This is a genomic window from Pseudomonas sp. dw_358, from assembly GCF_018449655.1.
In the GTDB taxonomy this organism is placed as follows: Bacteria; Pseudomonadota; Gammaproteobacteria; order Pseudomonadales; family Pseudomonadaceae; genus Aquipseudomonas.
Genome location: NZ_JAAVUX010000002.1, coordinates 251,207 through 273,601, shown reverse-complemented (window position 1 = coordinate 273,601; position 22,395 = coordinate 251,207). Strand labels below are relative to the sequence as shown.

Genomic DNA, 22,395 nt, shown 5'->3' with positions numbered 1-22,395 from the left:
TACTCCACTCCATAGACGATTGAATCAGCAGTTTAGGTTGTTGAGAACCGTTTCGGTTCCCTCGTGAAAAATACCGCCGATGCCAGCTCGGGGTTGAGCGATCCACCCGCTTGGGCGCAGAATGGGCGATTCCGGGGATCTACCTCGTCCGTCAAAGAAGGAAAATCGATGACCCGTCTTCGTGCCATCTGTACCGCGGCCATTCTGGTATGTGCCAGCGGCCAGGTGCTTGCTGATACTGCCAGCCACAATGCCGCTGCCGAAAACTTCCTGATGATGGCTCACGCTGACAAAGCCGGGACCCCGGTGTACATGCAGGTTCAGCAGATGTTCGCTCAGCGTTTCGAACAGTCCAAGGCGCCCGCTTCCAAGCAGGCCCTGCTGGAAACCTACCAGGCCAAGGCCAACGCCGCTCTGGACCAGGCCATCGGCTGGGACAAGATCAAGCCCGACATGGTCAAGATCTACACCGACGCTTTCACCGAGCAGGACCTGAAGGACCTGGTGAAGTTCTACCAGTCGCCGCTGGGCAAGAAAGTCCAGGAAAAAATGCCGACCGTCACTCAGCTCTCTGCACAGATGACTCAGCAGAAGCTGGAAAGTGCAGTACCGGTGGTCAACAAGCTGCTGGCTGACATGACCAACGAGCTGACCCCGGCCGACAAGGCTGCTCCAGCCGCCGCGCCTGCCAAGAAGCCGTAACGCCCATGACCATGCAGCGACGGATCGAATCGGCCCTGGGCCTGTTGCAGCCGCAACACCTGCAAGTGCTCGACGAGAGCCACATGCACAGCCGTGGCCAGCAGACCCATTACAAGGCCGTGGTGGTCAGCGAGCAGTTCGAAGGCCTTGGCAGCGTCAAGCGCCACCAGAAGGTCTATGCCTTGCTGGGCGAACTCATGGGGCAGTTTCACGCCCTGGCGTTGCACACCTACACCCCTGCCGAATGGCTGGCGACCGGCGCTGCGCCGGACTCGCCGACCTGTGCCGGTGGCGACCGCGGGCATTGATCCGCCGCATGCCATGACAAGCCGGTTTTGCTAGAATGCCGACGCGCCGACAGGGCCTCCCTGCCGGCGCGTCTGTTTTTCAAGCCCGGTTCCCCTTTGCGAGGGTGACCACCCGGAATATAGGTACTGTCATGAGTCAGCCCATCGTCGTCGCGGCGCTGTATAAATTCGTCACCCTCAGCGATTTTCATCAACTGCGCGAACCGTTGCTCCAGGCCATGCTGGACAACGGCATCAAGGGGACCCTGCTGATTGCCGAAGAAGGCATCAACGGCACGGTGTCCGGCACCCGCGAAGGCGTTGACGGCCTGATGGCGTGGCTGCGCAACGACCCACGTATGATCGACATCGATCACAAGGAGTCGTACTGCGACGAGCAGCCGTTCTACCGGACCAAGGTCAAGCTCAAGAAAGAGATCGTCACCTTGGGCGTGGCCGGCGTCGACCCCAATCGCCAGGTCGGCACCTACGTGGAGGCTGCCGACTGGAACGCCTTGATCGATGACCCTTCGGTGCTGCTGATCGATACTCGCAACGACTATGAAGTGGCCATTGGCACCTTCAAGGGCGCTATCGACCCCAAGACCGCATCCTTCCGCGATTTTCCCGACTACATCAAAAGCCATTTCGACCCCGCGGTGCACAAGAAGGTGGCGATGTTCTGCACCGGTGGCATTCGCTGCGAAAAAGCCTCCAGCTACATGCTTGGCGAGGGCTTCGAGGAGGTCTATCACCTCAAGGGCGGCATCCTCAAATACCTCGAGCAGGTGCCGCAACCCGAGAGCCGCTGGGAGGGGGACTGCTTCGTGTTCGACAACCGGGTGACGGTGCGTCATGACCTCAGTGAAGGCGACTATGATCAGTGTCATGCCTGCCGCACGCCGATCAGCGTCGAGGACCGCCAGTCGCCGCACTATTCGCCGGGTATCAGTTGCCCCCATTGCTGGGACAGCCTGAGCGAGAAGACCCGCAAGAGCGCCACCGACCGCCAGAAGCAGATCGAACTGGCCAGGCAGCGCAACCAGCCCCATCCTATCGGACACAACTACCGCAAAGCCTCCGAGGTCTGACATGCCTGACAGCCGCCTGGTGTACGTGATGGACCCGATGTGTTCCTGGTGCTGGGGTTTTGCCCCGGTGGCGGCGGTGCTGATCGACCAGGCGGCGCAGGCGGGCGTGCCCACCCATGTGGTGCTGGGTGGCTTGCGCACCGGTGCGGGCGCAGCGTTGGACGAGACCAAGCGGGCGTACATTCTCAAGCATTGGCAGGCCGTGGCCGACATGACCGGGCAGGTCTTTCGCTTCGAGAATGCACTGCCCGAGGATTTTGTCTACGACACCGAGCCGGCCTGCCGCGCAGTGGTGGCGGTGCGGCAGCTGGACGAGGCGCTGGCGCTGGCCATGACCCAGCGCATTCAGCAAGCCTTCTATGTCGACGGCCTGGACGTGACGCGCACGCCACTGCTGGTGGAACTGGCCGAGGCCGTGGGCGTGCCGCGTATCGAGTTTGCCGAAGCCTTCGACAGCCTGCATAGCCATGAGCAGACCCGCAAGGATTTTGCCTGGGTGCAGGACTTGGGTATCGCCGGATTCCCGACACTGCTGGCCCAGCGCAGTGGCCAGCTGGCACTCTTGACCAATGGCTATCAGCCGTTGGAGGCCCTGGCACCGTTGTTGGGGCGCTGGCTGGCCGCCAGACCCGCCTCTTAGGCGCCGCCGAAGCTTGCGATGGCGGCACCCGGTGGCGTCTGCACATCTCACCGTGGACGTCGCGCGGTTAACGCCTTGATGGGGCTGGCCCACTTCTTGCTCCACCCGTCCCGACGGCGCGCGTGCAGCATTTTTCTGTCACCACGTGCCGATCTGTGCGGTGCCTATGCAGTGACGATTACGCCAAAATCGATGGCCATTTGTCGGCGGCAGGGTTCGTTGCGGCTGCGCGCCAAAAAAACATCGTATAGTTACCGTCGGTTTTAGCTAGTCTGTGCAAGGGAAAATCGCCATTGACCTTGTAGTTGTCTCGCCCAGCTGATGCAAAGGACCTCATGAAACACAAACGGACGCTTGAAACGCCGCGCTTGCTGGGGATCGTCTGGCCCTTCATCGCTGTGGTCATTTTTCTGGCACTTCTGGGCTGTGTCAGCCTCTATGCGCTATCGGCGGTGCGCAGCTACGTTGCCGGCGAAAGCCTGTGGTCCAAGGGCCAGAAAGACGCCATCTATTACCTCAATCTCTACGCGGACAGCCGCGACGAGGCCATCTACCGCAAATACCAGCAAGCCATCGCCATTCCTCAGGGCGGCCATGCCTTGCGCCTGGCACTGGCTCAGAGCGATCCCGACCTGCGGGCGGCCCGGGCCGGCATTTTGCAAGGCGGCAATCACCCCGATGACGTGTCCAACATCATCTGGCTGTACACCAATTTTCACAACGTCAGCTACATGGCACGGGCCATCGACCGCTGGACGGTCGGCGATGAATACCTGGTCAAACTCGATCAGGTCGCACGGGCCATGCACGCTCGGATCGCTGCCGGCCAGGCGTCGAGTGACGACATCGACAACTGGAAGAAGCAGATCATGGCCATCAACGATGGCGTGACACCAGCCGCCATCGAGTTCAGCGATGCCCTGAGTGAAGGGTCGCGCTTCCTCCTGCATCTGCTGGTATTCGTCAATCTGTTCACGGCGCTGGTGCTCATTGCCCTGGCGCTGTGGCGCACTGGCAAGTTGCTGGGCCAGCGCCAGGAGTTCGCCAACGCCCTGCAGCTGGAGAAAGAGCGGGCTCACGTGACCTTGGCTGCCATTGGCGACGGGGTGATTGCCACCGACTCGGACGGTTCCGTCGCCTACATGAACCCGGCGGCCGAGCAACTGACCCACTGGATTGCCGATCAGGCTCATGGTCTGCCGCTGGCCTCGCTTTTCAACCTGCTCGACGAGAATGCCGAGAAAGACGATTTCGTGCTGATCGATCAGATTCTCAGCGGCGATCTCACAGCCGCCAGCGAGCACTCCAAGCTGCTGCAGCGCCTGGATGGCAGCACAGTGTCGGTGACCCTGGTGGGGTCGCCGATTCGCAGCGATGGGCGCATCAGCGGAGCGGTACTGGTGTTGCACGACATGACCCAGGAGCGTCAGTACATCGCCAATCTGTCCTGGCAGGCAACCCACGATGCGCTCACGGGCCTGGCCAACCGCCGGGAATTCGAGCTTCGTCTGGAGCAGTCGCTGGAAGCGGTGGCCCGCCAGCAGGGCCGTTGCTCGCTGATGTTTCTCGACCTCGATCAGTTCAAACTGGTCAACGACACCTGTGGTCACGCGGCGGGCGATGAGCTATTGCGTCATATCTGCGCCTTGCTGCAGTCGTGCTTGAGCGAAGCGGACACGCTGGCGCGGTTGGGTGGCGACGAATTCGGCATTCTGCTGGACAACCGCTCGGGTGACGCGGTCGAGAAGATCGCCGAGACCTTGCGCCAGACCGTGCAGAATCTGCATTTTGTCTGGCGCGGCCGGCCATTCGTGACCACGATCAGCATTGGCCTGGTGCACATCGCACAGGTACCGATGACCCTGGAGTCGTCCCTGCGCGCCGCCGACATGGCCTGCTACATGGCCAAGGAAAAGGGGCGCAACCGCGTCCAGGTATACCACGCCGACGACACCGAGCTGTCGGTACGATTCGGCGAAATGGCCTGGGTACAGCGGTTGCACATGGCCCTGGAGGAAAACCGATTCTGCCTGTACGCTCAGGAGATTGCGGCGCTGCGCCATGTCGACGAGCGCACGGGCGGGCATATCGAGATCCTGTTGCGCCTGCACGACGAGTCTGGCCGGGTGATTCTGCCCGAAGCGTTCATTCCCGCAGCCGAGCGCTACGGCTTGATGACGGCGCTGGACCGCTGGGTGGTCCAGAACGTGTTCAAGGTCATCCAGCAGTGCATCCGCGACGGCGCGCAGGGGCCATTGGCCATGTGTGCGATCAACCTGTCGGGCATCAGCATCGGTGACGAGGAATTCCTCGAATACCTGCACGAGCAGTTTGCCCGCTACGCCATCCCCCCCGAGTTGATCTGCTTCGAAATCACCGAAACCATTGCCATTGCCAACCTGGGCAGTGCCATTCGCTTCATCAACGAACTCAAGGGGCTGGGCTGCCACTTTTCCCTGGACGATTTCTGCGCCGGGATGTCGTCCTTCGCCTACCTCAAGCATTTGCCGGTGGACTATTTGAAGATCGACGGCAGCTTCGTCAAGGACATGCTCGACGACCCCGTCAACCGGGCGATGGTGGAGGTGATCAATCACATCGGCCACGTGATGGGCAAACGGACCATCGCCGAATTCGTCGAAACCCCATTGATCGAGCAGGCACTGCTGGAGATCGGTGTGGATTACGCCCAAGGCTACCTGATCGAACGGCCGCAGCCGTTCACCAGCGAGAGTCTGCAGCGCCGCCGAGTGCGACCTGCACCCTTGCTGTTCCGGGCGCCCGGTACTTTTAGATAGAAAAATTCAGATAGGCACTCGTACCTTGCGCGGCACCCGTGCCCGGCACACTTACTGAAACGGAGGTTAGCCAGTGATCGACGCGTTTACCCGTACCGGCCCACTCATGGAAGCCGGCAGCTATCCCGCCTGGGCCCAGCAGTTGCTCAAGGATTGTCAGGCGAGCAAGCAGAATGTCGTGCAGCACGAGTTGTATCGGCTGATGCGCGACAATCAGTTGGATGCCGCTGTCATGCACCCATTCCTGGTGGGGGGCTGGCCTGTGGTCGAGCAGTTCGCGCTGTACATGGCTCAGAATCTGACCAAGACCCGCTTTGCTCGTCATCCGGGCGAAGACATGGCGCGTCGTTGGTTGATGCGCAATATCCGCGTCGAACTCAACCATGCCGATTATTGGGTCAACTGGGCCTCGGCCCATGGCTGCACGCTGGATGACCTGCAGGCGCAGAAAGTGCCTGCCGAGTTGCACGCCTTGAGCCATTGGTGCTGGCAGACCTGTACATCGGACTCGCTTATCGTGGCGATGGCGGCCACCAATTACGCCATCGAAGGGGTCACGGGCGAGTGGGCGGCGATTGTCTGCTCCAGCGACATCTATGCGTCGGCCTTCCCGGAGGAGGGGCGCAAGCGGGCCATGAAATGGCTGCGGATGCATGCCCAGTATGATGATGCCCATCCCTGGGAAGCGCTGGAAATCATCTGCACCCTGGCCGGCAACAATCCGCACCAGAGCCTGGTGGACGAGTTGCGCACGGCCATCTGCAAGAGCTACGACTACATGCACCTGTTTCTTGAGCGTTGCATGCAGCAGCAACTGGCGGTGGCCAGCTAGGTCAGCCGTTATTGGGCGTTGAGGGCCTGGCCATTGATGCCTTGGCTGTCAGGGCCCATCAGGTAGAGGTAGACCGGCATGATCGCCTCCGGCGGGGGGGTGCGCGCCGGGTCTTCCGCGGGGTACGCCTGGGCGCGCATGTCGGTGCGAGTGCCACCCGGGTTGATGCTGTTGCTGCGCAGCGACTGGCCTTGCAGTTCGTCGGCCAGGGTCTGCATCAGGCCTTCGGTGGCAAACTTCGACACCCCATACGCCCCCCACTCGCCACGGCCCTTTCGCCCGACGCTGCTGGACGTGAACACCACCGATCCATCGGCTGCCTGCTTGAGCAGGGGCAGGAGGGCGGCGGTGAGCATGAATGTCGCGTTGACGTTGACCTGCATCACCTGGATGAAGGCTTCGCCGCTGATCTGCTCCAGCGCTGTACGCGGGCCGATGATCGAGGCGTTGTGCAGCAGGCCGTCCAGATGACTGAACGACTGGCGCACGGTGGCGGCCAGTGCGGTGTAGTGGTCGGGCTGTGCGGTTTCCAGGTCGAAGGCAATGACGTGGGGCGCAGGATGGCCAGCGGCCTGGATCTGCTCGCTGACAGCCCGCAGATGAGTCTCGGTCTTGCCCAGCAGGATGACCGTGGCACCGTAGGCCGCATAAGTCTTCGCCGCCGCCGCGCCGATACCGCGGCCGGCACCGGTGACCAGGATGGTGCGGCCGGCGAGGAGATGGGGTGGGGCGGTGTAGTCGAACATGCTTGATGATTCCCTTGCCTGTCTCGGTCTTATCGCGGGCAGTTGCAACCGGCGATCCTCAGCAACCGCACATCGCCTGATCCAACACCCGCCGCAAATCCAGTGGATGGTCCACCACTACGTCCGCGCCCCAGTGACTGGGGTTGTCGTGGGGATGGATATAACCATAGCGAACCGCCGCCGTGCGGGTGCCGGCATCGCGCCCGGACTCGATGTCGCGCAGGTCGTCGCCCACGAACAATACGCTCGCCGGGTCCAGATCGAGCATTTTGCACGCCAGGATCAACGGCTCGGGGTGCGGCTTGCTGTGGGTCACGTGGTCCGGGCAGATCAGTACGGCCGAGCGCTCGGCCAGGCCCAGTTGCTGCATGATCGGCTCGGCGAAGCGTACCGGCTTGTTGGTGACCACGCCCCAGACCAGATGGGCTTTTTCGATGTCTGCCAGCAACTCGGCCATTCCGTCGTAGAGCCGGCTGTGCACGGCGCAGCCGACCTGGTAGCGCTCGAGAAACTCCAGGCGCAGGTCTTCAAACTCCGCGGCTTCAGGGGACAGGGCAAAGGTCGCCGAGACCATCGCCCGCGCGCCTCCTGAAACCACGTCACGAATCAGTTGCTCATCCACCGCCGGCAGCCCGCGCTCGGCAAGCATGGCCTGGCAGATGGCGATGAAGTCCGGCGCGGTGTCGAGCAGGGTGCCGTCCATGTCGAATAATACGGCGCGCAATCGCATGCTTACTCTCCGCGCAGAGTCTGGATCATGTAGTTGACGTCAACGTCGGCGGACAACTTGTAATGCTTGGTCAGCGGGTTGTAGGTCAGGCCGATGATGTCCTTGACCGACAGCCCCGCATTGCGGCTCCAGACACCAAGCTCGGACGGGCGGATGAATTTCTTGAAGTCATGGGTGCCGCGGGGCAGCAGCTTCATGATGTATTCGGCGCCAACGATGGCAAACAGGTAGGCCTTGGGATTGCGGTTGATGGTGGAAAAGAACACTTGGCCGCCCGGCTTCACCATGCGCTGGCAGGCACGAATGACCGACGACGGGTCGGGCACGTGTTCGAGCATCTCCAGGCACGTGACCACGTCGAATTGCGCGGGCATTTCTTCGGCCAGGGCTTCGGCAGTGACCTGGCGGTATTCCACCTGCACGCCCGACTCCAGCTGATGCAGGCGCGCCACCGACAGCGGCGCTTCGCCCATGTCGATACCGGTCACGGTGGCGCCGCGCAAGGCCATCGCCTCGCTGAGAATGCCGCCGCCGCAACCGACGTCGAGGACCTTCTTGCCGGACAGCGAGACGCGCTCGTCGATCCAGTTGACCCGCAGCGGGTTGATGTCGTGCAGCGGCTTGAACTCGCTTTCACGGTCCCACCAGCGATGCGCCAAGGCTTCGAATTTGGCGATTTCAGCGTGGTCGACGTTACTCATGGAAACTCCTCGGAATCTTTGAAACGAAAATTAGTGTGTCGGCGTGGCCGCGATCTTCTCGCCCCAGGCGCAGGCGGTCGCATGCAGTTGCGCCTCGTCCATGCGCGTCAGGCGGCGGTCTTCGAGCAGGGCCTTGCCAGCGACCCAGACATGGCGCACGCATTGCCGGCCGCTGGCGTAGATCAATTGTGAAACAGGGTCGTAGATGGGTTGCTGGGCCAGGCTGGAAAGGTCGAAGGCCACCAGGTCGGCGGCCTTGCCCACTTCCAGCGAGCCGATATTTTTCTCCAGCCCCAGCGCGCGAGCACCGTTGAGGGTGGCCATGCGCAAGGCGCGATGGGCATCCAGGGCGCTGGCGGAACCGGCGACGGCCTTGGCCAGCAGGGCGGCGGTGCGCGTCTCGCCCAGCAGGTCGAGATCATTGTTGCTGGCGGCGCCATCGGTGCCGATGGCCACGTTGATGCCGGCCTGCCACAGCCGCTCGACCGGGCAGAAGCCGCTGGCCAATTTGAGGTTCGATTCGGGGCAGTGGATCACGCTGGTGTTGGTCTCCACCAGCATTTCCAGGTCGGCATCATCGATCTGGGTCATGTGCACGGCCTGGAAGCCGGGGCCCAAGAGGCCGAGCCGGTACAGCCGCGCCAGTGGCCGTTCACCAAAGTGTTGCACAGCCTGCTGCACCTCATGGGCGGTTTCATGCACATGCATGTGGACCGCCGCATCGAGTTCGTCCACCAGTACGCGGATCTTTTCCAGGTTGGCGTCGCTCACCGTATAGGGCGCGTGAGGGCCGAAGGCGACGCTGATTCGCGGGTGGTGCTTGAGGTCGCTGTACAGTTCGACTCCCTGATTAAGGGCATCATCGGTGTCGCGGGCGCCAGGGATGGCGAAATCCAGCACGGGAATGGTCACTTGGGCACGGATGCCGCTTTCGTGGATGCGTTCGCTGGCGACCCGCGGGAAAAAATACATGTCCGAAAAACAGGTGATGCCGCTCTGCAATTGTTCGGCGATGGCCAGGTCTGTGCCATCACGGACGAAAGCTTCGTCGACCCAGCGACTCTCGGCGGGCCAGATGTGTTTCTCCAGCCAGGTCATCAACGGCAGGTCGTCGGCCAGGCCGCGGAACAGGGTCATGGCCGCGTGACCGTGGCTGTTGATCAGCCCCGGACTCAACAGCATTCCGGGCAGCTCGCGGGTTTCCAGGGCCTGGAGCCGCAGTGCCTGTTCGCGGGGGCCGATGAACACGATACGACCCTCACGCACGCCGAGACCATGGTCCTTGAGCACCACCCCTGCCGGCTCGACCGGCACCAGCCAGGTGGGCAGCAGCAACAAGTCCAGCGCAGCGGTCAGATCGGGCATAGTGGCAATCCAGTGCTTTTTTCGAGCAATCAATAGATAGTGGCGAAGTATACCCGAGCGTCCCCGCCTGGGGATCGCTATAATCGGCCGCTTTTGATCTGTGAGTACGGGGTGTTCCATGCGCGATCGGCTACTGGCTGCAGAGAACGTGAAAGCCATCGATTGGCGGGAAGATGCCTTGTATCTGCTTGACCAGCGCTTGCTGCCCTTCGAAGAATCCTGGTTGGTCTGCGCCACGGCACTCGATGTGGCCGATGCCATCGCCAATCTGGCCGTGGGCGGCGCGTCGTTGATCGGTATCTGCGCGGCCTACGGGGCTGTCCTTAGCGTTCGCCGGCATATTGCCAGCGGCCTTGATTGGCGCGCGGCGCTGGAAGCCGACTTTACGGTGCTGGCCCAGTCCAGCCCGAACTCGGCCAGCCTGTTCTGGGTGCTGGAGCGCATGCGCGAGCGGGTCGGGCGGGTCAAGCGCGGTGATGACCCGGTGCCGGCGCTGGAAGCCGAGGCGCGGGCCATTCACGAGAGTGATCGCGAAGCCAACCTGACCATGGCGCAGTCGGGGGTCGACCTGATCCGTCGTCAGCAGGGCAACGCCCAGACCATCCTCACCCATGGCAACACCGGTGCCTTGGCCACGGGTGGCTTCGGCACGGCCCTGGGGGTGATCCGCGGCGCCTTCCTGGAAGGCATGGTGGAGCGCGCCTATGTCAGTGAAACCCGCCCCGGGTTGCAAGGCGCGCGGCTAGGCACCTGGGAGCTGGCCAAAGACGGCATTCCCGTGAGCCTGACGATCGATGGCGCGGCGGCCCACATCATGAAGACCAAAGGCATCACCTGGCTGGTGGTGGGCGCGCAACAGATCACGGCCAATGGCGATGTCATCGGCGAGATCGGCACTTACCAGTTGGCGGTCACCGCCATGCACCATGGGGTGCGTTTCATGGTGGTGGCCCCCAGTTCGATCATCGACATGGGGCTGGCCACTGGCGAAGAGGTTGTCATCGAAGAGCGCGATGCCCGGCAGTTGCTGGCCATCGATGGGCGACGCACGGAAGGGCAGTTCGATGCCTACAATCCGGTGTCCGACCTCACGCCGGCGGACCTGATCGATGTGATCGTCACGGAGAAGGGCATTGTCGAGCGACCGGATGCGTCCAAGCTGGCGCAATTGATGTGCCGCAAGCGGTTGCATTGATTCGCAAGAGCGCGCGAAACCCGCGATGGGTGAGGGTTGTCGCGCGCGCCTGCGAGGCGGCAGTGATTACACCGCGACTTTATGCTGGGCCTGCAGGCGACGCAGCGAACGCACCTTGTGCAGGGTGTCGACGCAGGTCTTAGCCGCTTCTGCACCTTTATGGACGAAGTGCTTGAAGAAGTAGTCGTGGTGCTGCTCGCCATCATGGAAGTGGTGCGGGGTCAGGACCACCGAAAACACCGGTACCAGCGTCTCCAGCTGCACTTGCATCAAGGCGCTGACCACCGATTGGGCGACGAACTCGTGACGGTAGATACCGCCATCGACCACCAATGCTGCGCCGACAATGCCGGCATAGCGACCCGATTGGGCCAGCAGCTTGGCGTGCAGCGGAATTTCAAAGGCGCCGCCGACTTCGAAAAAGTCGATGTCGCTTTCCTGGTAGCCCAGGCGCGCCATTTCTTCGGTAAAGCCCTTGCGGCTCTGGTCCACGATGTCTTTGTGCCAGCTGGCCTGGACGAAAGCGACACGTTCGCCGGAGTGGCTCTTGCTATCGATTGCGGTGGGTTGCATCTACGTTGACTCCTGTTTGTGTGAAAAACAGGGCTGTGGATCGAATGGGATTCAAGGGTACGCAGCTCAGCCTGCTGACTGGACGGCCCTTGTGTGCCAACCCCGTTCTCTCTTCATCCGGACTATGACCGTCGGCCCTGGAATCACACCAGGTCTGCTGACCTTGCTGACCTTCAAAGGCCTGCAAGCGCTCGCGGGCTAGACGCGTTGTTTGCGTCATTACCGCCGGTGGGGAATCGCACCCCGCCCTGAGAACGTTGCCATCAAAGGTGACGGCGCAGATTTTTTACCACATTTTTTTACTGCGTGCATCCCCGTTGCTCGGCATTCACCATTTGCAAGCGGCGCGGGCTTGATTAAGGTGAAGGGGCAGGGAACATATTCATACGCTGGAGGCCCCTTGATGAGCTCTTTTTCCGTTAAAAGCATTGATCTGCGCAGTGATACCGTAACCCGACCGGTGCCTGCCATGCTGGACGCCATGGCTCGTGCCCCGGTCGGCGATGACGTGTATGGCGAAGACCCGACCGTGAACCGCCTGGAGCAGAGCCTGGCCGGGCGACTGGGTTTTGCCCAGGGTCTGTTCGTGCCCAGCGGCACCATGAGCAACCTGCTGGGTTTGATGGCCCATTGCGACCGGGGCGAGGAATACATCGTCGGTCAGCAGGCCCACACCTATAAATACGAGGGGGGCGGCGCAGCTGTGCTCGGCTCGATCCAGCCCCAGCCGCTGGAAGTGCAGGCCGACGGCTCGCTGGACCTGGCCCAGGTCGTCGCAGCGATCAAGCCCGATGACTTCCACTTTGCCCGTACCCGCCTGCTGGCGCTGGAAAACACCATGCAAGGCAAGGTGCTGCCGTTGGGCTATCTGGCCGAGGCGCGCCGGCTCACTCAAGCTCATGGCCTGAGCCTGCATCTGGACGGCGCGCGGTTGTACAACGCGGCTGTCAAGCTGGGGGTTGAGGCGCGGGAAATCACCCGGCACTTCGACTCGGTGTCGGTCTGTCTGTCCAAGGGGTTGGGTGCGCCCGTCGGCTCGGTGTTGTGTGGCAGCGCCGATCTGATCGGGCGCGCGCGGCGCCTGCGCAAAATGGTGGGCGGGGGCATGCGCCAGGCCGGTATCCTGGCGGCAGCGGGTCTGTATGCGCTGGATCATCAGGTCGAACGCCTGGCCGAAGACCATGCCAATGCCCAGCAATTGGCCAGCGGCCTGGCCGAGCTGGGCTACCGGGTCGAACCGGTGCAAACCAATATGGTTTATGTGGATATGGGTAGCCAGAGCGAGGCGTTCAGACTGTTTGCGGCCGAGCAGGGCGTTCTGGTCACCGCGTCCTCGCGCCTGCGCCTGGTGACCCATCTGGATGTCTCGCGGTCTCAGATAGAACAGGCCGTGGCGGTTTTCGCCGGCTTTCGCCGGTCAATGCACGACGAGAACCCATAAACAGACTGCACCCATGGCCTCAGGGCCTATATAATGCGGCCCTTTGCGAGTTGCTTTTGCACTTGCGTCCGGCCGCAGTTTCCGTGGAAGAACCTAATGAAAAGCGCAGAAATCCGTGAAGCGTTCCTTCGCTTCTTCGAAGAGCAGGGCCACACCCGTGTCGCCTCCAGCTCTCTGATCCCGGGCAACGACCCGACCCTGCTGTTCACCAACGCCGGGATGAACCAGTTCAAGGACTGCTTCCTCGGCCAGGAAAAGCGCGCCTATACCCGTGCAGTCAGCAGCCAGAAATGCGTCCGCGCCGGCGGCAAGCACAACGACCTGGAAAACGTCGGCTACACCGCGCGCCACCACACCTTTTTCGAAATGCTGGGCAACTTCAGTTTTGGCGACTACTTCAAGCGCGACGCCATCACCTACGCCTGGACCTTTCTGACTTCGGACAAATGGCTGAACCTGCCCAAGGAAAAGCTCTGGGTCACGGTTTACGCCTCCGACGACGAAGCCTACGACCTCTGGACCAAGGAAATCGGCGTGCCGGCCGAGCGCATGGTCCGCATCGGTGACAACAAGGGCGCGCCGTACGCTTCTGACAACTTCTGGACCATGGGCGATACCGGCCCGTGCGGCCCCTGCACCGAGATCTTCTACGACCACGGCGCTGACATCTGGGGAGGCCCGCCCGGCTCGCCGGAAGAAGACGGGGACCGTTACATCGAGATCTGGAACAATGTTTTCATGCAGTTCAACCGCACCGCCGACGGCGTGTTGCACCCGCTGCCTGCGCCTTCGGTGGACACCGGCATGGGCCTGGAGCGGGTCAGCGCCGTGCTGCAGCACGTGCACTCGAACTATGAAATCGACCTGTTCCAAAGTCTGCTGAGCGCTTCGGCCGCCGCTATCGGTTGTGTAAACGAAGAGCAGCCGTCGCTCAAAGTGGTCGCCGACCACATCCGCTCTACCGGTTTCCTGATCGCCGACGGTGTGCTGCCCTCCAACGAGGGCCGTGGTTACGTGCTGCGCCGGATCATTCGCCGCGCCTGCCGTCACGGCAACAAGCTGGGCGCCAAGGGCAGCTTCTTCTACCAGATTGTCGCCGCGCTGGTGGTCGAGATGGGTGAAGCCTTCCCCGAGCTCAAGAGCCAGCAGACGCACATCGAGCGCGTACTCAAGGCCGAAGAAGAGCAGTTTGCCAAGACCCTGGAGCAAGGCCTGAAAATTCTCGAGCAGGATCTGGCTGAGCTCAAGGGTACGGTCGTGCCGGGCGACGTGGTGTTCAAGCTCTACGACACTTACGGCTTCCCCATGGATCTGACCGGCGACATCGCCCGTGAGCGCGGCCTGACCCTCGACGAGGTTGGCTTCGAACGCGAGATGGACGCCCAGCGCGAACGCGCACGTTCGGCCAGCTCCTTCGGCCTGGACTACAACAGCCTGATCAAGGTCGATGAGCCCACCGTGTTCAGCGGTTACGAAAACACCCATGGCAACGCCAAGGTGATCGCACTTTATAAAGAAGGCGCCGCTGTTCAGGTGCTGAAGGAAGGCGAGGAGGGCGTAGTCATTCTCGACCAGACGCCTTTCTATGGTGAATCCGGTGGCCAGGTCGGCGACCGTGGCTACTTGCTGGCCGGTGGTTCGCGCTTTGACGTGCGCGACACCACCAAGACCGCCGGCGCTTTCCTGCATCACGGCGTCGCCGCTTTGAGCGACCTGCACGTCGGCAACGACGTGACTGCTCATGTCGACGCCAGCAAGCAGAAAGCCACCGCCCTGAACCACTCCGCTACGCACTTGCTGCATGCGGCGCTGCGTCAGGTGCTGGGCGACCACGTTCAGCAGAAAGGCTCGCTGGTGGACAGTCAGCGCCTGCGCTTCGACTTCAGTCATTTCGAGTCGATCAAGCCCGAGCAGATCAAGGCACTGGAAGACATCGTCAACGACGAGATTCGCAAGAACACCCCGGTGCAGACCGAAGAGATGGCCATCGACGAAGCACGCCAGAAAGGCGCCATGGCCCTGTTCGGCGAGAAGTACGGCGACCAGGTGCGCGTGCTGACCATGGGCGGTGATTTCTCCGTCGAGCTGTGCGGCGGCATCCATGCCAAGCGCACCGGCGACATCGGTCTGCTCAAGATCACCAGCGAGGGCGGCGTGGCCTCCGGCGTACGCCGCATCGAGGCGGTCACAGGTGCCAATGCCCTGGCTTACTTGAACGCTGGCGAAGAACAGCTCAAGGAAGCGGCGCAGCTGGTCAAGGGCAGCCGTGACAACCTTATCGACAAGCTTTCGGCCGTGCTGGAACGCAACCGTCTGCTGGAGAAGCAGCTCGAACAACTGCAGGCCAAGGCCGCCAGTGCAGCGGGCGACGACCTCAGCGGTGCGGCAGTCGAGGTCAAGGGCGTCAAGGTGCTCGCGTCGCGCCTGGACGGCGTGGATGGCAAGGGCCTGCTGGCACTGGTCGACCAGTTGAAGAACAAGCTGGGCAATGGCGTCATCCTGCTCGGCGGCGTGCATGAAGACAAAGTCGTCCTGGTCGCAGGTGTGACCAAGGAACTGACGGCGCGCCTCAAGGCCGGCGACCTGATGAAAAAGGCGGCGGCAGCGGTGGGCGGCAAGGGCGGCGGTCGGCCGGACATGGCCCAGGGTGGCGGCGTCGATGCCGGCGCGCTGGACGCAGCGTTGGCGCTCACTGTGCCGTTCGTCGAACAAGGTCTGTGAGTCAGCCGGACCCGGCGGTCTAGTCGCCGGGTCCGAGGATGTTTTAACGTTTAATGGGTGCCCTTCTCGGGCTGAGGCTGCTTTGAAATGGCTTTGATCGTACAAAAATTCGGCGGAACCTCCGTCGGCTCCGTCGAGCGTATCGAGCAGGTGGCTGACAAGGTCAAGAAATTCCGCGAAGCCGGTGACGACCTGGTGGTTGTATTGTCGGCTATGAGTGGCGAGACCAACCGCCTGATCGAGCTGGCCAAGCAGATCAGTGATCAGCCGGTTCCCCGCGAACTGGATGTGATCGTTTCCACAGGCGAACAGGTGACCATCGCGCTGTTGGCCATGGCCCTGATCAAGCGCGGCGTGCCGGCGGTGTCCTACACCGGCAACCAGGTGCGCATCCTCACCGACAGTGCGCACAACAAGGCGCGCATCCTGCAGATTGACGACCAGAAAATTCGCTCTGACCTCAAGGCCGGGCGGGTTGTCGTGGTGGCTGGTTTCCAGGGTGTCGACGAGGAAGGCAACATCACCACCCTCGGGCGCGGCGGTTCGGACACCACGGGCGTTGCCCTGGCGGCAGCCTTGAAAGCCGACGAGTGCCAGATCTACACCGACGTGGATGGGGTGTACACCACCGACCCGCGTGTGGTGGCCCAGGCCCAGCGTCTGGACAAGATCACCTTCGAGGAAATGCTCGAAATGGCCAGCCTGGGGTCCAAGGTGCTGCAGATCCGCGCGGTCGAGTTCGCCGGTAAATACAATGTCCCGCTGCGCGTGCTGCACAGCTTTCAGGAGGGTCCGGGCACCCTCATTACCATTGATGAAGAGGAATCCATGGAACAGCCGATCATTTCCGGCATCGCTTTCAACCGCGATGAAGCCAAGCTGACCATCCGTGGCGTGCCAGACACCCCCGGCGTGGCGTTCAAGATTCTTGGGCCGATCAGCGCGTCCAACATCGAAGTGGACATGATCGTGCAGAACGTTTCGCACGATAACACCACCGATTTTACCTTCACCATTCACCGCAATGACTATCAGTCGGCCATGGCGGTGCTGCAACAGACCGCCAGCGAGATCGGCGCTCGTGAAGTCATCGGTGACACCAAGATCGCCAAGGTCTCCATCGTGGGTGTGGGCATGCGCTCCCACGCCGGCGTCGCCAGCCGCATGTTCGAAGCGTTGGCCAAGGAGATGATCAATATCCAGATGATCTCCACCTCGGAGATCAAGGTGTCGGTGGTGATCAGCGAGAAGTACCTCGAACTGGCCGTGCGCGCGCTGCACACGGCTTTCGAACTGGATGCTCCCCGTCAGGGCGAGTAAGCCGCGCTCTACAGGCCCTGTGGGGGCGTGCGAGGCTTGCGTAGGTGTTGATCGCTATCACGAGCTGCGCGCGTTGCCACAGGGTCCCGTTCAACAGCAGGAGAAGAAGTATGCTGATTCTGACGCGCCGCAACGCCGAAAGCCTGGTCATAGGCGATGGAGAGATCACCGTGACCGTGCTCGGCATCAAGGGCAATCAGGTGCGACTGGGGGTCAATGCACCCAAGGATGTGACCGTTCACCGCGAGGAAATCTACCTGCGGATACAGAACGACAAGGACGAAGAACCAAGCCTTTAATTTTTATCGATTTTTAGGTTTGCAAAGACGGAAAAAGGTGGTTAATATACGCCCCGTGTTGCGGAGAGCTGGCCGAGTGGCCGAAGGCGCTCCCCTGCTAAGGGAGTACACCTCAAAAGGGTGTCGGGGGTTCGAATCCCCCGTTCTCCGCCATTATTTAGCAGGACGTTGTAATCTGGCTTTATCTGTAAGTGTTTGAAATTACTAGAAAAAGTGCTTTACAAAAGAATACAGCGCCCTATAATGCGCGGCAACAAATGCACTCGTAGCTCAGCTGGATAGAGTACTCGGCTACGAACCGAGCGGTCACAGGTTCGAATCCTGTCGAGTGCACCATTTAAGAAGATGTGGTTTTCGTGACTGCAGCTTCTGCTTCAACCAGTGGTAGTCTGGTTTATCAAATGCCACCTGCACTCGTAGCTCAGCTGGATAGAGTACTCGGCTACGAACCGAGCGGTCACAGGTTCGAATCCTGTCGAGTGCACCATACAAGTGAAAAGCCCGCCTAGTGCGGGCTTTTTGCTTTCTGCACTCTGGCTATTCGTTGGCGTTATAGCGCTTCGGTTGGCTTGCCGTTTTTTTCACTGCCGGTTCGGGGTTTTTTTTCGGCGCACTCTGGCCCGAATCTTTCACCACGACCACTGGCACGCCGGCCGACCTTTGTCGCTCCGGGGCTGGCTCCCGCCCAGGCAACAAATGGTTACTGCTGCCCAGGGGCGGGTGATAAGCCTGCTGCTGGCTGAACCTCTCGTCCTCGCTGCAACTCTGATCGGTGTAGGTGATGGCACCGTCAGGGGCTTCGCAACGATTCACCAGCGCGGCATGGGCAGGAAGGCAGAGCAGGAACGTCGCGGTTACCCTGGCCAGGTGGCTGGGAAAGGGGCAGGTCGGCATGCAGCATCCTCCGTGACAGTGCGGGCCCCATCTTGTGGACGAATTCCGCTGACAGCCAGTCTGATTTTCTTGCCAAATGTGAGGTGGGGAGCGGGGGCAGAATGAGTGGAGATTTGTGTTGCAAGCCATTGTTAGCAGCGGATTTAACACGGCAAATTATTTCCGGCAGTGTATGATTGCGCCCGTCAGCCTCGCCGGGGCTCTGGACTATTTTCAATGGACTTACCCAGTCGTTACTTAACGGTTTTTGTCACCAATCAAGAATTCACTGATTGAACCCCCGGCGCGCTCCATGGCTGGGAGTGGAGCGCGCACATGTCTGAAGTAGAACCGAACAAAACGCAGCAAAGCCTTCAGGATCGTCTGGCCCAGGTTGTCGACCTGCTTCAGCGCCAGCGCGTGTTCGATGACCCCGTTCAGCGTCAGAGCGAGCAAGACCAGACCCGTGCTACAGGTCCGGTATCCCAGGAAAATCTCTCGCTGCTGCAGCGCAAGCTCGATGAGCTGCACTCCGCGGACGTGGCACACATCCTCGAGGCATTGCCCCTGCAGGATCGACTCACGGTCTGGCAGCTGGTCAATGTCGAGCGTGACGGCGACATCCTCCTGGAAGTATCCGATTCGGTTCGTGAAACACTGATCGCCGACATGGAAGATCATGAGCTGCTCGCGGCGGCCAAGGAAATGGACGCCGACGAGCTGGCCGACCTTGCGCCCGAGTTGCCCCGTGATGTCGTTCACGAATTGATGGAAACCCTCGACGCCCAGCAGCGTGAACGCGTGCGGTCTGCCCTCAGCTATGAAGACGATCAGGTCGGCGCGCTGATGGACTTCGAGATGGTTACCATCCGCGAAGATGTCAGCCTGGAAGTGGTGTTGCGCTACCTGCGCCGCCTCAAGGAACTGCCGGGTCACACCGACAAGTTGTTCGTGGTCGATTACGACGGCGTCTTGAGGGGTGTCTTGCCCATCAAGCGCTTGTTGGTGAACGACCCGGACAAGCAGGTAGGCGAAGTGATGGCCAGCGACCCTGTGAGCTTCCACCCTGATGAGGACGGCTACGATGCTGCTCAGGCGTTCGAGCGCTATGACCTGGTGTCGGCACCGGTGGTCGACAAGCACGGCAAACTGATCGGCCGTCTGACCATCGATGAGATGGTCGACCTGATCCGTGAAGAGAGCGAAACCGAAGTACTCAACATGGCCGGTCTGCGCGACGAAGAAGATATCTTCGCCTCGGTGTGGCGCTCGTTTCGCAACCGCTGGTCATGGCTGGCGATTAATCTGATCACGGCCTTCATCTCGTCCCGGGTCATCGGGTTATTTGACGGTTCCATCGAGAAGCTGGTGGCGTTGGCAGCCTTGATGCCCATTGTGGCGGGCATCGGGGGCAACTCCGGTAACCAGACGATCACCATGATCGTACGGGCCATGGCGCTGGATCAGGTCAGCCCGGGCAACACTCGGCGACTGCTGCGCAAGGAGCTGACGGTTTCGCTGATCAACGGTGTGGTGTGGGGCGGGGTCATCGGCGTGGTCGCCTACCTGCTCTATGACAGCTGGTCGCTGGGCGTGGTGATGACGGCTGCCATGACACTCAACCTGCTGCTGGCAGCGCTGATGGGGGTGATGATACCCATGACCCTGGTGCGCTTTGGTCGGGACCCTGCCATGGGGTCCAGTGTCATGATTACTGCCGTGACCGACAGTGGTGGCTTTTTCATCTTCCTGGGCTTGGCGACCCTGTTCTTGATGTAAGTTTCTGGTGCCGCTGACCACCAAAGCGAATACTTTTTTTCAGACACAAAAAAGCCAGCTTGCGCTGGCTTTTTTGTGGGGCTGATAAACTACCGGTACTGGACTTACTTATTTCAATTCGCGTCTGCGGCCAGTTCGGCGTCGTGCGCAATCAACGACACCAATGCATTTTGCTGTCGATGAGACAGCTGGCGGAAACGTTGCAATAACTCTCGCTCATGCAATGACAGCTCCGGGCTGTCCAGGCGCATGCTCAGCTCTTCGCCGAGAGCGCCTTCCTGAATAAGGCTCTGCTCCAGGCGGGCGATGATCTCGGAATTCATGCTGCGGTGATGATTACGAGCTACTTCTGCAATACGTTCGCGCATTCCGTCAGGAAGACGTACGACGAATTTGTCAGCCGTACGGCTGGAGTAAATAGCCTGTTTCATTGGGCGCATAATTTTGACCGGTTAGTTCAGGGAAGCGGTTTTCGAGGTTTGGCCGCACGACTTGTCTAGGACAGGCCGTTTGGACAAATGTTCCTGAATCGTTGAAAGAGGCATCCATCATGCCTTATTTTTGCCAGATCCTTGGCGTCAAATCTGTGACAAATATTGAACGGGATGAAGGCATTTTGCCAGCCCAATCATCGGAATTGTGAACCACTCGTGAAAAAACTTCGTGATGAGCATTGCCAACCTCCTGTCGTCGTGTGCCGGCCCTGGCGCGGCCGTCAGTATGGCGTATCTTGCAGTCCTTGGCGCCATACTCTTCACAGAGCATAGAGGCAATTGGGCCTATTGCTAGTACCCTATGCATTCCACGTGGCGAGAGCTTGAAAATGCCGGGTTTGCTGGTCTATATCATGGGTCCTTCCGGGGCGGGCAAAGACAGCCTGATCGATGCCGCGCGTCCGGCACTGGCCAATGCCGGGGTGCAGGTGGCACGGCGGGTCATTACCCGGTCTGCCGAGTCGGTGGGCGAGCAGGCTCTGGGGGTGTCGCATGCCGATTTTCAGCAGCGGCTGAAGGCTGGAGAGTTCGCGCTCGACTGGCGCGCCAATGGGCTGGATTATGGTATCTCGGTTGACATAAATCAGCCGCTGGGTGCTGGCAGGTCGGTGCTCGTCAATGGCTCCCGCGCTTATCTGGAAGAGGCGCTCGAGCGCTATCCGCACGTGTTGCCTATTCTGGTGACCGTCGACTCCGCGATACTTCGCGAGCGCTTGATGCGCCGTGGCCGCGAAACATTGGAAGATATAGAGAAGCGCCTGGCGCGTAGCATGGCGATACCCATGCAGTACACGGTGGCGGGCGTAAAGGTCGAGCGGGTGGACAACTCTGCCGACCTGCAATCGGCGGTGCAAAGTTTGTTGCAGATACTCCAGCACTATGGCGTGGTGATCTAGCGCAGCAGGGGATCGAACTTGATGCGCCGCCCCACAAACAATGCCGCTAAAAACATCACCGCAAAGACGCCACAGGCTACGCCCAACGCCATACTTGCCGACGCCGCGCGCAGGGGTAGCAACAAGGCACCGACAAAGCTGGCCAGTGATGCCAGCAGGAAGACAACAGCAGATTTCGACATGGCTCGGCCCTTAGAAAGTGAAACGTTCAGTACGCGGGCCCACGTTGAAGTCAGCCCCCTCTTGCGCCTGGGTAAAGTGCCCTTCACCGGCCTGCGCATGCATCACTGCCAACTGAGCCACGGGATGATGAACAAATTGTGAAGTCTGCAGGTGAATTTCTGCGGGGTCTTTGGAGTCAGAGTTGTAATGGAAAGATACAAGGGCCACGAGCGCTAACGCGTTGAGCAGGTAGAGGGCGCTGTTCATGTGCAATCTCCATAGGTCGTGGCCGGCGAGCCATCATCTTGGAGATTAATGGAGCAGGCCTCATGCCAATTCGTGCTATTTTGTTTTTTCCTTTTAAATCAATTGGTTAGTATGTATTTTGCACCCCTGTGGCGTGCAACTTGCAATGCTTGACACACAGCGGCATTGCAATTTGCATGATGGCGCAAGGCGCGCCTGAGCATGGTCTTTTCGCGAGGGGGCACCGCCTGCGGCCGCCCGGTTTCCGGCCAGCGCTTTCCCGGTATCAACTCAGGGCATGACAAACGCTGACGTCGTGGTTACCATGCTCGCCGTCCGAGCCAGGGGCCATCGCGGCCCAGGCTCGTGTCGCCGTGTCTCAGTAGCTCAATTGGATAGAGCATCCCCCTCCTAAGGGGAAGGTTGCAGGTTCGAACCCCGCCTGGGACACCATATTTTGCTGGATCTCCGCAGTATCACGTAATTGTATTCTCTGTCCGTGGG

General features: G+C 60.8%; 22 protein-coding genes, 4 tRNA genes and 1 riboswitch. Of the genes, 17 read left to right on the top strand and 9 right to left on the bottom strand.

Features of this window, described 5'->3' with window-relative positions; translation table 11 throughout:
- Positions 1-168: 168 nt before the first annotated feature.
- From HB675_RS04840 to HB675_RS04815, 6 genes are all read left to right on the top strand, one after another.
- Positions 169-702 carry a DUF2059 domain-containing protein gene (locus HB675_RS04840; RefSeq protein WP_213876201.1) on the top strand — a complete coding sequence of 178 codons (534 nt, stop codon included), beginning with the start codon at positions 169-171 and terminating at the stop codon, positions 700-702.
- A gap of 5 nt (positions 703-707) precedes the next feature.
- On the top strand, positions 708-1,010 hold the full coding sequence (locus tag HB675_RS04835) for a BolA family protein (RefSeq protein WP_213876199.1): 303 nt from the start codon (positions 708-710) through the stop codon (positions 1,008-1,010).
- A 131-nt stretch (positions 1,011-1,141) separates the two neighbouring features.
- Positions 1,142-2,080: a rhodanese-related sulfurtransferase gene (locus tag HB675_RS04830; protein WP_213876198.1), complete on the top strand. Its 939-nt coding sequence runs from the start codon at positions 1,142-1,144 to the stop codon at positions 2,078-2,080.
- 1 nt (position 2,081) lies between these two features.
- Positions 2,082-2,720, top strand: a complete 639-nt coding sequence (locus HB675_RS04825; protein ID WP_213876196.1) for a DsbA family protein — start codon at positions 2,082-2,084, stop codon at positions 2,718-2,720.
- 335 nt (positions 2,721-3,055) lie between these two features.
- Entirely contained in the window at positions 3,056-5,518 is a 2,463-nt protein-coding gene (locus tag HB675_RS04820; protein ID WP_213876194.1) for an EAL domain-containing protein, read from the top strand.
- A 73-nt stretch (positions 5,519-5,591) separates the two neighbouring features.
- Entirely contained in the window at positions 5,592-6,350 is a 759-nt protein-coding gene (locus HB675_RS04815; protein ID WP_213876192.1) for an iron-containing redox enzyme family protein, read from the top strand.
- Between the two features lie 8 nt (positions 6,351-6,358).
- Here HB675_RS04815 and HB675_RS04810 read toward each other — a convergent pair whose 3' ends face one another.
- From HB675_RS04810 to HB675_RS04795, 4 genes are read right to left on the bottom strand one after another with little or no spacing between them, the layout of a single operon-like run.
- Positions 6,359-7,096: a YciK family oxidoreductase gene (locus HB675_RS04810; protein WP_213876190.1), complete on the bottom strand. Its 738-nt coding sequence runs from the start codon at positions 7,094-7,096 to the stop codon at positions 6,359-6,361.
- Between the two features lie 58 nt (positions 7,097-7,154).
- A complete protein-coding gene (mupP, locus tag HB675_RS04805; protein ID WP_213876188.1) occupies positions 7,155-7,826 on the bottom strand; it encodes an N-acetylmuramic acid 6-phosphate phosphatase MupP in 672 nt (223 codons plus the stop codon).
- Between the two features lie 2 nt (positions 7,827-7,828).
- Entirely contained in the window at positions 7,829-8,527 is a 699-nt protein-coding gene (gene ubiG, locus HB675_RS04800) for a bifunctional 2-polyprenyl-6-hydroxyphenol methylase/3-demethylubiquinol 3-O-methyltransferase UbiG (RefSeq protein WP_213876186.1), read from the bottom strand.
- A 30-nt stretch (positions 8,528-8,557) separates the two neighbouring features.
- A complete protein-coding gene (locus tag HB675_RS04795) occupies positions 8,558-9,892 on the bottom strand; it encodes a TRZ/ATZ family hydrolase (RefSeq protein ID WP_213876184.1) in 1,335 nt (444 codons plus the stop codon).
- A 118-nt stretch (positions 9,893-10,010) separates the two neighbouring features.
- On the opposite strand from HB675_RS04795, the gene mtnA reads away from it, so the two are divergent.
- Positions 10,011-11,087, top strand: a complete 1,077-nt coding sequence (gene mtnA, locus HB675_RS04790) for an S-methyl-5-thioribose-1-phosphate isomerase (protein WP_213876182.1) — start codon at positions 10,011-10,013, stop codon at positions 11,085-11,087.
- A 66-nt stretch (positions 11,088-11,153) separates the two neighbouring features.
- Here the strand turns inward: mtnA and HB675_RS04785 are convergent, their stop codons facing one another.
- Positions 11,154-11,660, bottom strand: a complete 507-nt coding sequence (locus tag HB675_RS04785; protein WP_213876180.1) for a 6,7-dimethyl-8-ribityllumazine synthase — start codon at positions 11,658-11,660, stop codon at positions 11,154-11,156.
- A 100-nt stretch (positions 11,661-11,760) separates the two neighbouring features.
- Positions 11,761-11,920, bottom strand: a riboswitch (FMN riboswitch).
- A 143-nt stretch (positions 11,921-12,063) separates the two neighbouring features.
- Between HB675_RS04785 and ltaE the strand changes: the two genes are divergently transcribed.
- The 7 genes from ltaE (at position 12,064) to HB675_RS04750 (ending at position 17,928) form a co-directional block, all read left to right on the top strand.
- Entirely contained in the window at positions 12,064-13,101 is a 1,038-nt protein-coding gene (gene ltaE, locus HB675_RS04780) for a low-specificity L-threonine aldolase (protein ID WP_213876178.1), read from the top strand.
- A 96-nt stretch (positions 13,102-13,197) separates the two neighbouring features.
- Positions 13,198-15,822 carry an alanine--tRNA ligase gene (gene alaS, locus HB675_RS04775; protein WP_213876176.1) on the top strand — a complete coding sequence of 875 codons (2,625 nt, stop codon included), beginning with the start codon at positions 13,198-13,200 and terminating at the stop codon, positions 15,820-15,822.
- Positions 15,823-15,909: 87 nt separating this feature from the next.
- Complete coding sequence (locus HB675_RS04770; protein ID WP_213876174.1) at positions 15,910-17,142, top strand: aspartate kinase; 1,233 nt, start codon at positions 15,910-15,912, stop codon at positions 17,140-17,142.
- A 110-nt stretch (positions 17,143-17,252) separates the two neighbouring features.
- The gene (csrA, locus tag HB675_RS04765) at positions 17,253-17,441 is read left to right on the top strand and encodes a carbon storage regulator CsrA (RefSeq protein ID WP_213876172.1); all 189 of its coding nucleotides are present in this window, start codon (positions 17,253-17,255) and stop codon (positions 17,439-17,441) included.
- Positions 17,442-17,503: 62 nt separating this feature from the next.
- A tRNA-Ser gene (locus HB675_RS04760) sits at positions 17,504-17,594 on the top strand.
- 106 nt (positions 17,595-17,700) lie between these two features.
- A tRNA-Arg gene (locus tag HB675_RS04755) sits at positions 17,701-17,777 on the top strand.
- Positions 17,778-17,851: 74 nt separating this feature from the next.
- Positions 17,852-17,928, top strand: a tRNA-Arg gene (locus HB675_RS04750).
- A gap of 50 nt (positions 17,929-17,978) precedes the next feature.
- On the opposite strand, the gene HB675_RS04745 is transcribed toward HB675_RS04750, so the two are convergent.
- A complete protein-coding gene (locus tag HB675_RS04745; protein WP_213876171.1) occupies positions 17,979-18,335 on the bottom strand; it encodes a hypothetical protein in 357 nt (118 codons plus the stop codon).
- Between the two features lie 315 nt (positions 18,336-18,650).
- Between HB675_RS04745 and mgtE the strand changes: the two genes are divergently transcribed.
- Complete coding sequence (mgtE, locus tag HB675_RS04740; protein WP_213876170.1) at positions 18,651-20,093, top strand: magnesium transporter; 1,443 nt, start codon at positions 18,651-18,653, stop codon at positions 20,091-20,093.
- A gap of 113 nt (positions 20,094-20,206) precedes the next feature.
- Here the strand turns inward: mgtE and HB675_RS04735 are convergent, their stop codons facing one another.
- The gene (locus HB675_RS04735; protein ID WP_213876169.1) at positions 20,207-20,533 is read right to left on the bottom strand and encodes an Arc family DNA-binding protein; all 327 of its coding nucleotides are present in this window, start codon (positions 20,531-20,533) and stop codon (positions 20,207-20,209) included.
- 383 nt (positions 20,534-20,916) lie between these two features.
- On the opposite strand from HB675_RS04735, the gene phnN reads away from it, so the two are divergent.
- Positions 20,917-21,483 carry a phosphonate metabolism protein/1,5-bisphosphokinase (PRPP-forming) PhnN gene (phnN, locus tag HB675_RS04730; RefSeq protein ID WP_213876168.1) on the top strand — a complete coding sequence of 189 codons (567 nt, stop codon included), beginning with the start codon at positions 20,917-20,919 and terminating at the stop codon, positions 21,481-21,483.
- Here phnN and HB675_RS04725 read toward each other — a convergent pair.
- The gene (locus HB675_RS04725) at positions 21,480-21,665 is read right to left on the bottom strand and encodes a PA3371 family protein (RefSeq protein WP_213876167.1); all 186 of its coding nucleotides are present in this window, start codon (positions 21,663-21,665) and stop codon (positions 21,480-21,482) included. The genes phnN and HB675_RS04725 overlap by 4 nt on opposite strands.
- Before the next feature lie 10 nt (positions 21,666-21,675).
- Entirely contained in the window at positions 21,676-21,912 is a 237-nt protein-coding gene (locus tag HB675_RS04720) for a hypothetical protein (protein ID WP_213876166.1), read from the bottom strand.
- Positions 21,913-22,267: 355 nt separating this feature from the next.
- Between HB675_RS04720 and HB675_RS04715 the strand changes: the two genes are divergently transcribed.
- Positions 22,268-22,344, top strand: a tRNA-Arg gene (locus tag HB675_RS04715).
- Positions 22,345-22,395: the final 51 nt, after the last annotated feature.

Excerpts from the sequence above, each read along its gene's own strand:
- HB675_RS04840 (WP_213876201.1), top strand. The coding sequence starts at position 169 with ATGACCCGTCTTCGTGCCATCTGTACCGCGGCCATTCTGGTATGTGCC.
- HB675_RS04835 (WP_213876199.1), top strand. The coding sequence starts at position 708 with ATGACCATGCAGCGACGGATCGAATCGGCCCTGGGCCTGTTGCAGCCG.
- HB675_RS04830 (WP_213876198.1), top strand. The coding sequence starts at position 1,142 with ATGAGTCAGCCCATCGTCGTCGCGGCGCTGTATAAATTCGTCACCCTC.
- HB675_RS04825 (WP_213876196.1), top strand. The coding sequence starts at position 2,082 with ATGCCTGACAGCCGCCTGGTGTACGTGATGGACCCGATGTGTTCCTGG.
- HB675_RS04820 (WP_213876194.1), top strand. The coding sequence starts at position 3,056 with ATGAAACACAAACGGACGCTTGAAACGCCGCGCTTGCTGGGGATCGTC.
- HB675_RS04810 (WP_213876190.1), bottom strand. The coding sequence starts at position 7,096 with ATGTTCGACTACACCGCCCCACCCCATCTCCTCGCCGGCCGCACCATC.
- mupP (WP_213876188.1), bottom strand. The coding sequence starts at position 7,826 with ATGCGATTGCGCGCCGTATTATTCGACATGGACGGCACCCTGCTCGAC.
- ubiG (WP_213876186.1), bottom strand. The coding sequence starts at position 8,527 with ATGAGTAACGTCGACCACGCTGAAATCGCCAAATTCGAAGCCTTGGCG.
- HB675_RS04795 (WP_213876184.1), bottom strand. The coding sequence starts at position 9,892 with ATGCCCGATCTGACCGCTGCGCTGGACTTGTTGCTGCTGCCCACCTGG.
- mtnA (WP_213876182.1), top strand. The coding sequence starts at position 10,011 with ATGCGCGATCGGCTACTGGCTGCAGAGAACGTGAAAGCCATCGATTGG.
- HB675_RS04785 (WP_213876180.1), bottom strand. The coding sequence starts at position 11,660 with ATGCAACCCACCGCAATCGATAGCAAGAGCCACTCCGGCGAACGTGTC.
- ltaE (WP_213876178.1), top strand. The coding sequence starts at position 12,064 with ATGAGCTCTTTTTCCGTTAAAAGCATTGATCTGCGCAGTGATACCGTA.
- alaS (WP_213876176.1), top strand. The coding sequence starts at position 13,198 with ATGAAAAGCGCAGAAATCCGTGAAGCGTTCCTTCGCTTCTTCGAAGAG.
- HB675_RS04770 (WP_213876174.1), top strand. The coding sequence starts at position 15,910 with ATGGCTTTGATCGTACAAAAATTCGGCGGAACCTCCGTCGGCTCCGTC.
- csrA (WP_213876172.1), top strand. The coding sequence starts at position 17,253 with ATGCTGATTCTGACGCGCCGCAACGCCGAAAGCCTGGTCATAGGCGAT.
- HB675_RS04745 (WP_213876171.1), bottom strand. The coding sequence starts at position 18,335 with ATGCCGACCTGCCCCTTTCCCAGCCACCTGGCCAGGGTAACCGCGACG.
- mgtE (WP_213876170.1), top strand. The coding sequence starts at position 18,651 with ATGTCTGAAGTAGAACCGAACAAAACGCAGCAAAGCCTTCAGGATCGT.
- HB675_RS04735 (WP_213876169.1), bottom strand. The coding sequence starts at position 20,533 with ATGCGCCCAATGAAACAGGCTATTTACTCCAGCCGTACGGCTGACAAA.
- phnN (WP_213876168.1), top strand. The coding sequence starts at position 20,917 with ATGCCGGGTTTGCTGGTCTATATCATGGGTCCTTCCGGGGCGGGCAAA.
- HB675_RS04725 (WP_213876167.1), bottom strand. The coding sequence starts at position 21,665 with ATGTCGAAATCTGCTGTTGTCTTCCTGCTGGCATCACTGGCCAGCTTT.
- HB675_RS04720 (WP_213876166.1), bottom strand. The coding sequence starts at position 21,912 with ATGAACAGCGCCCTCTACCTGCTCAACGCGTTAGCGCTCGTGGCCCTT.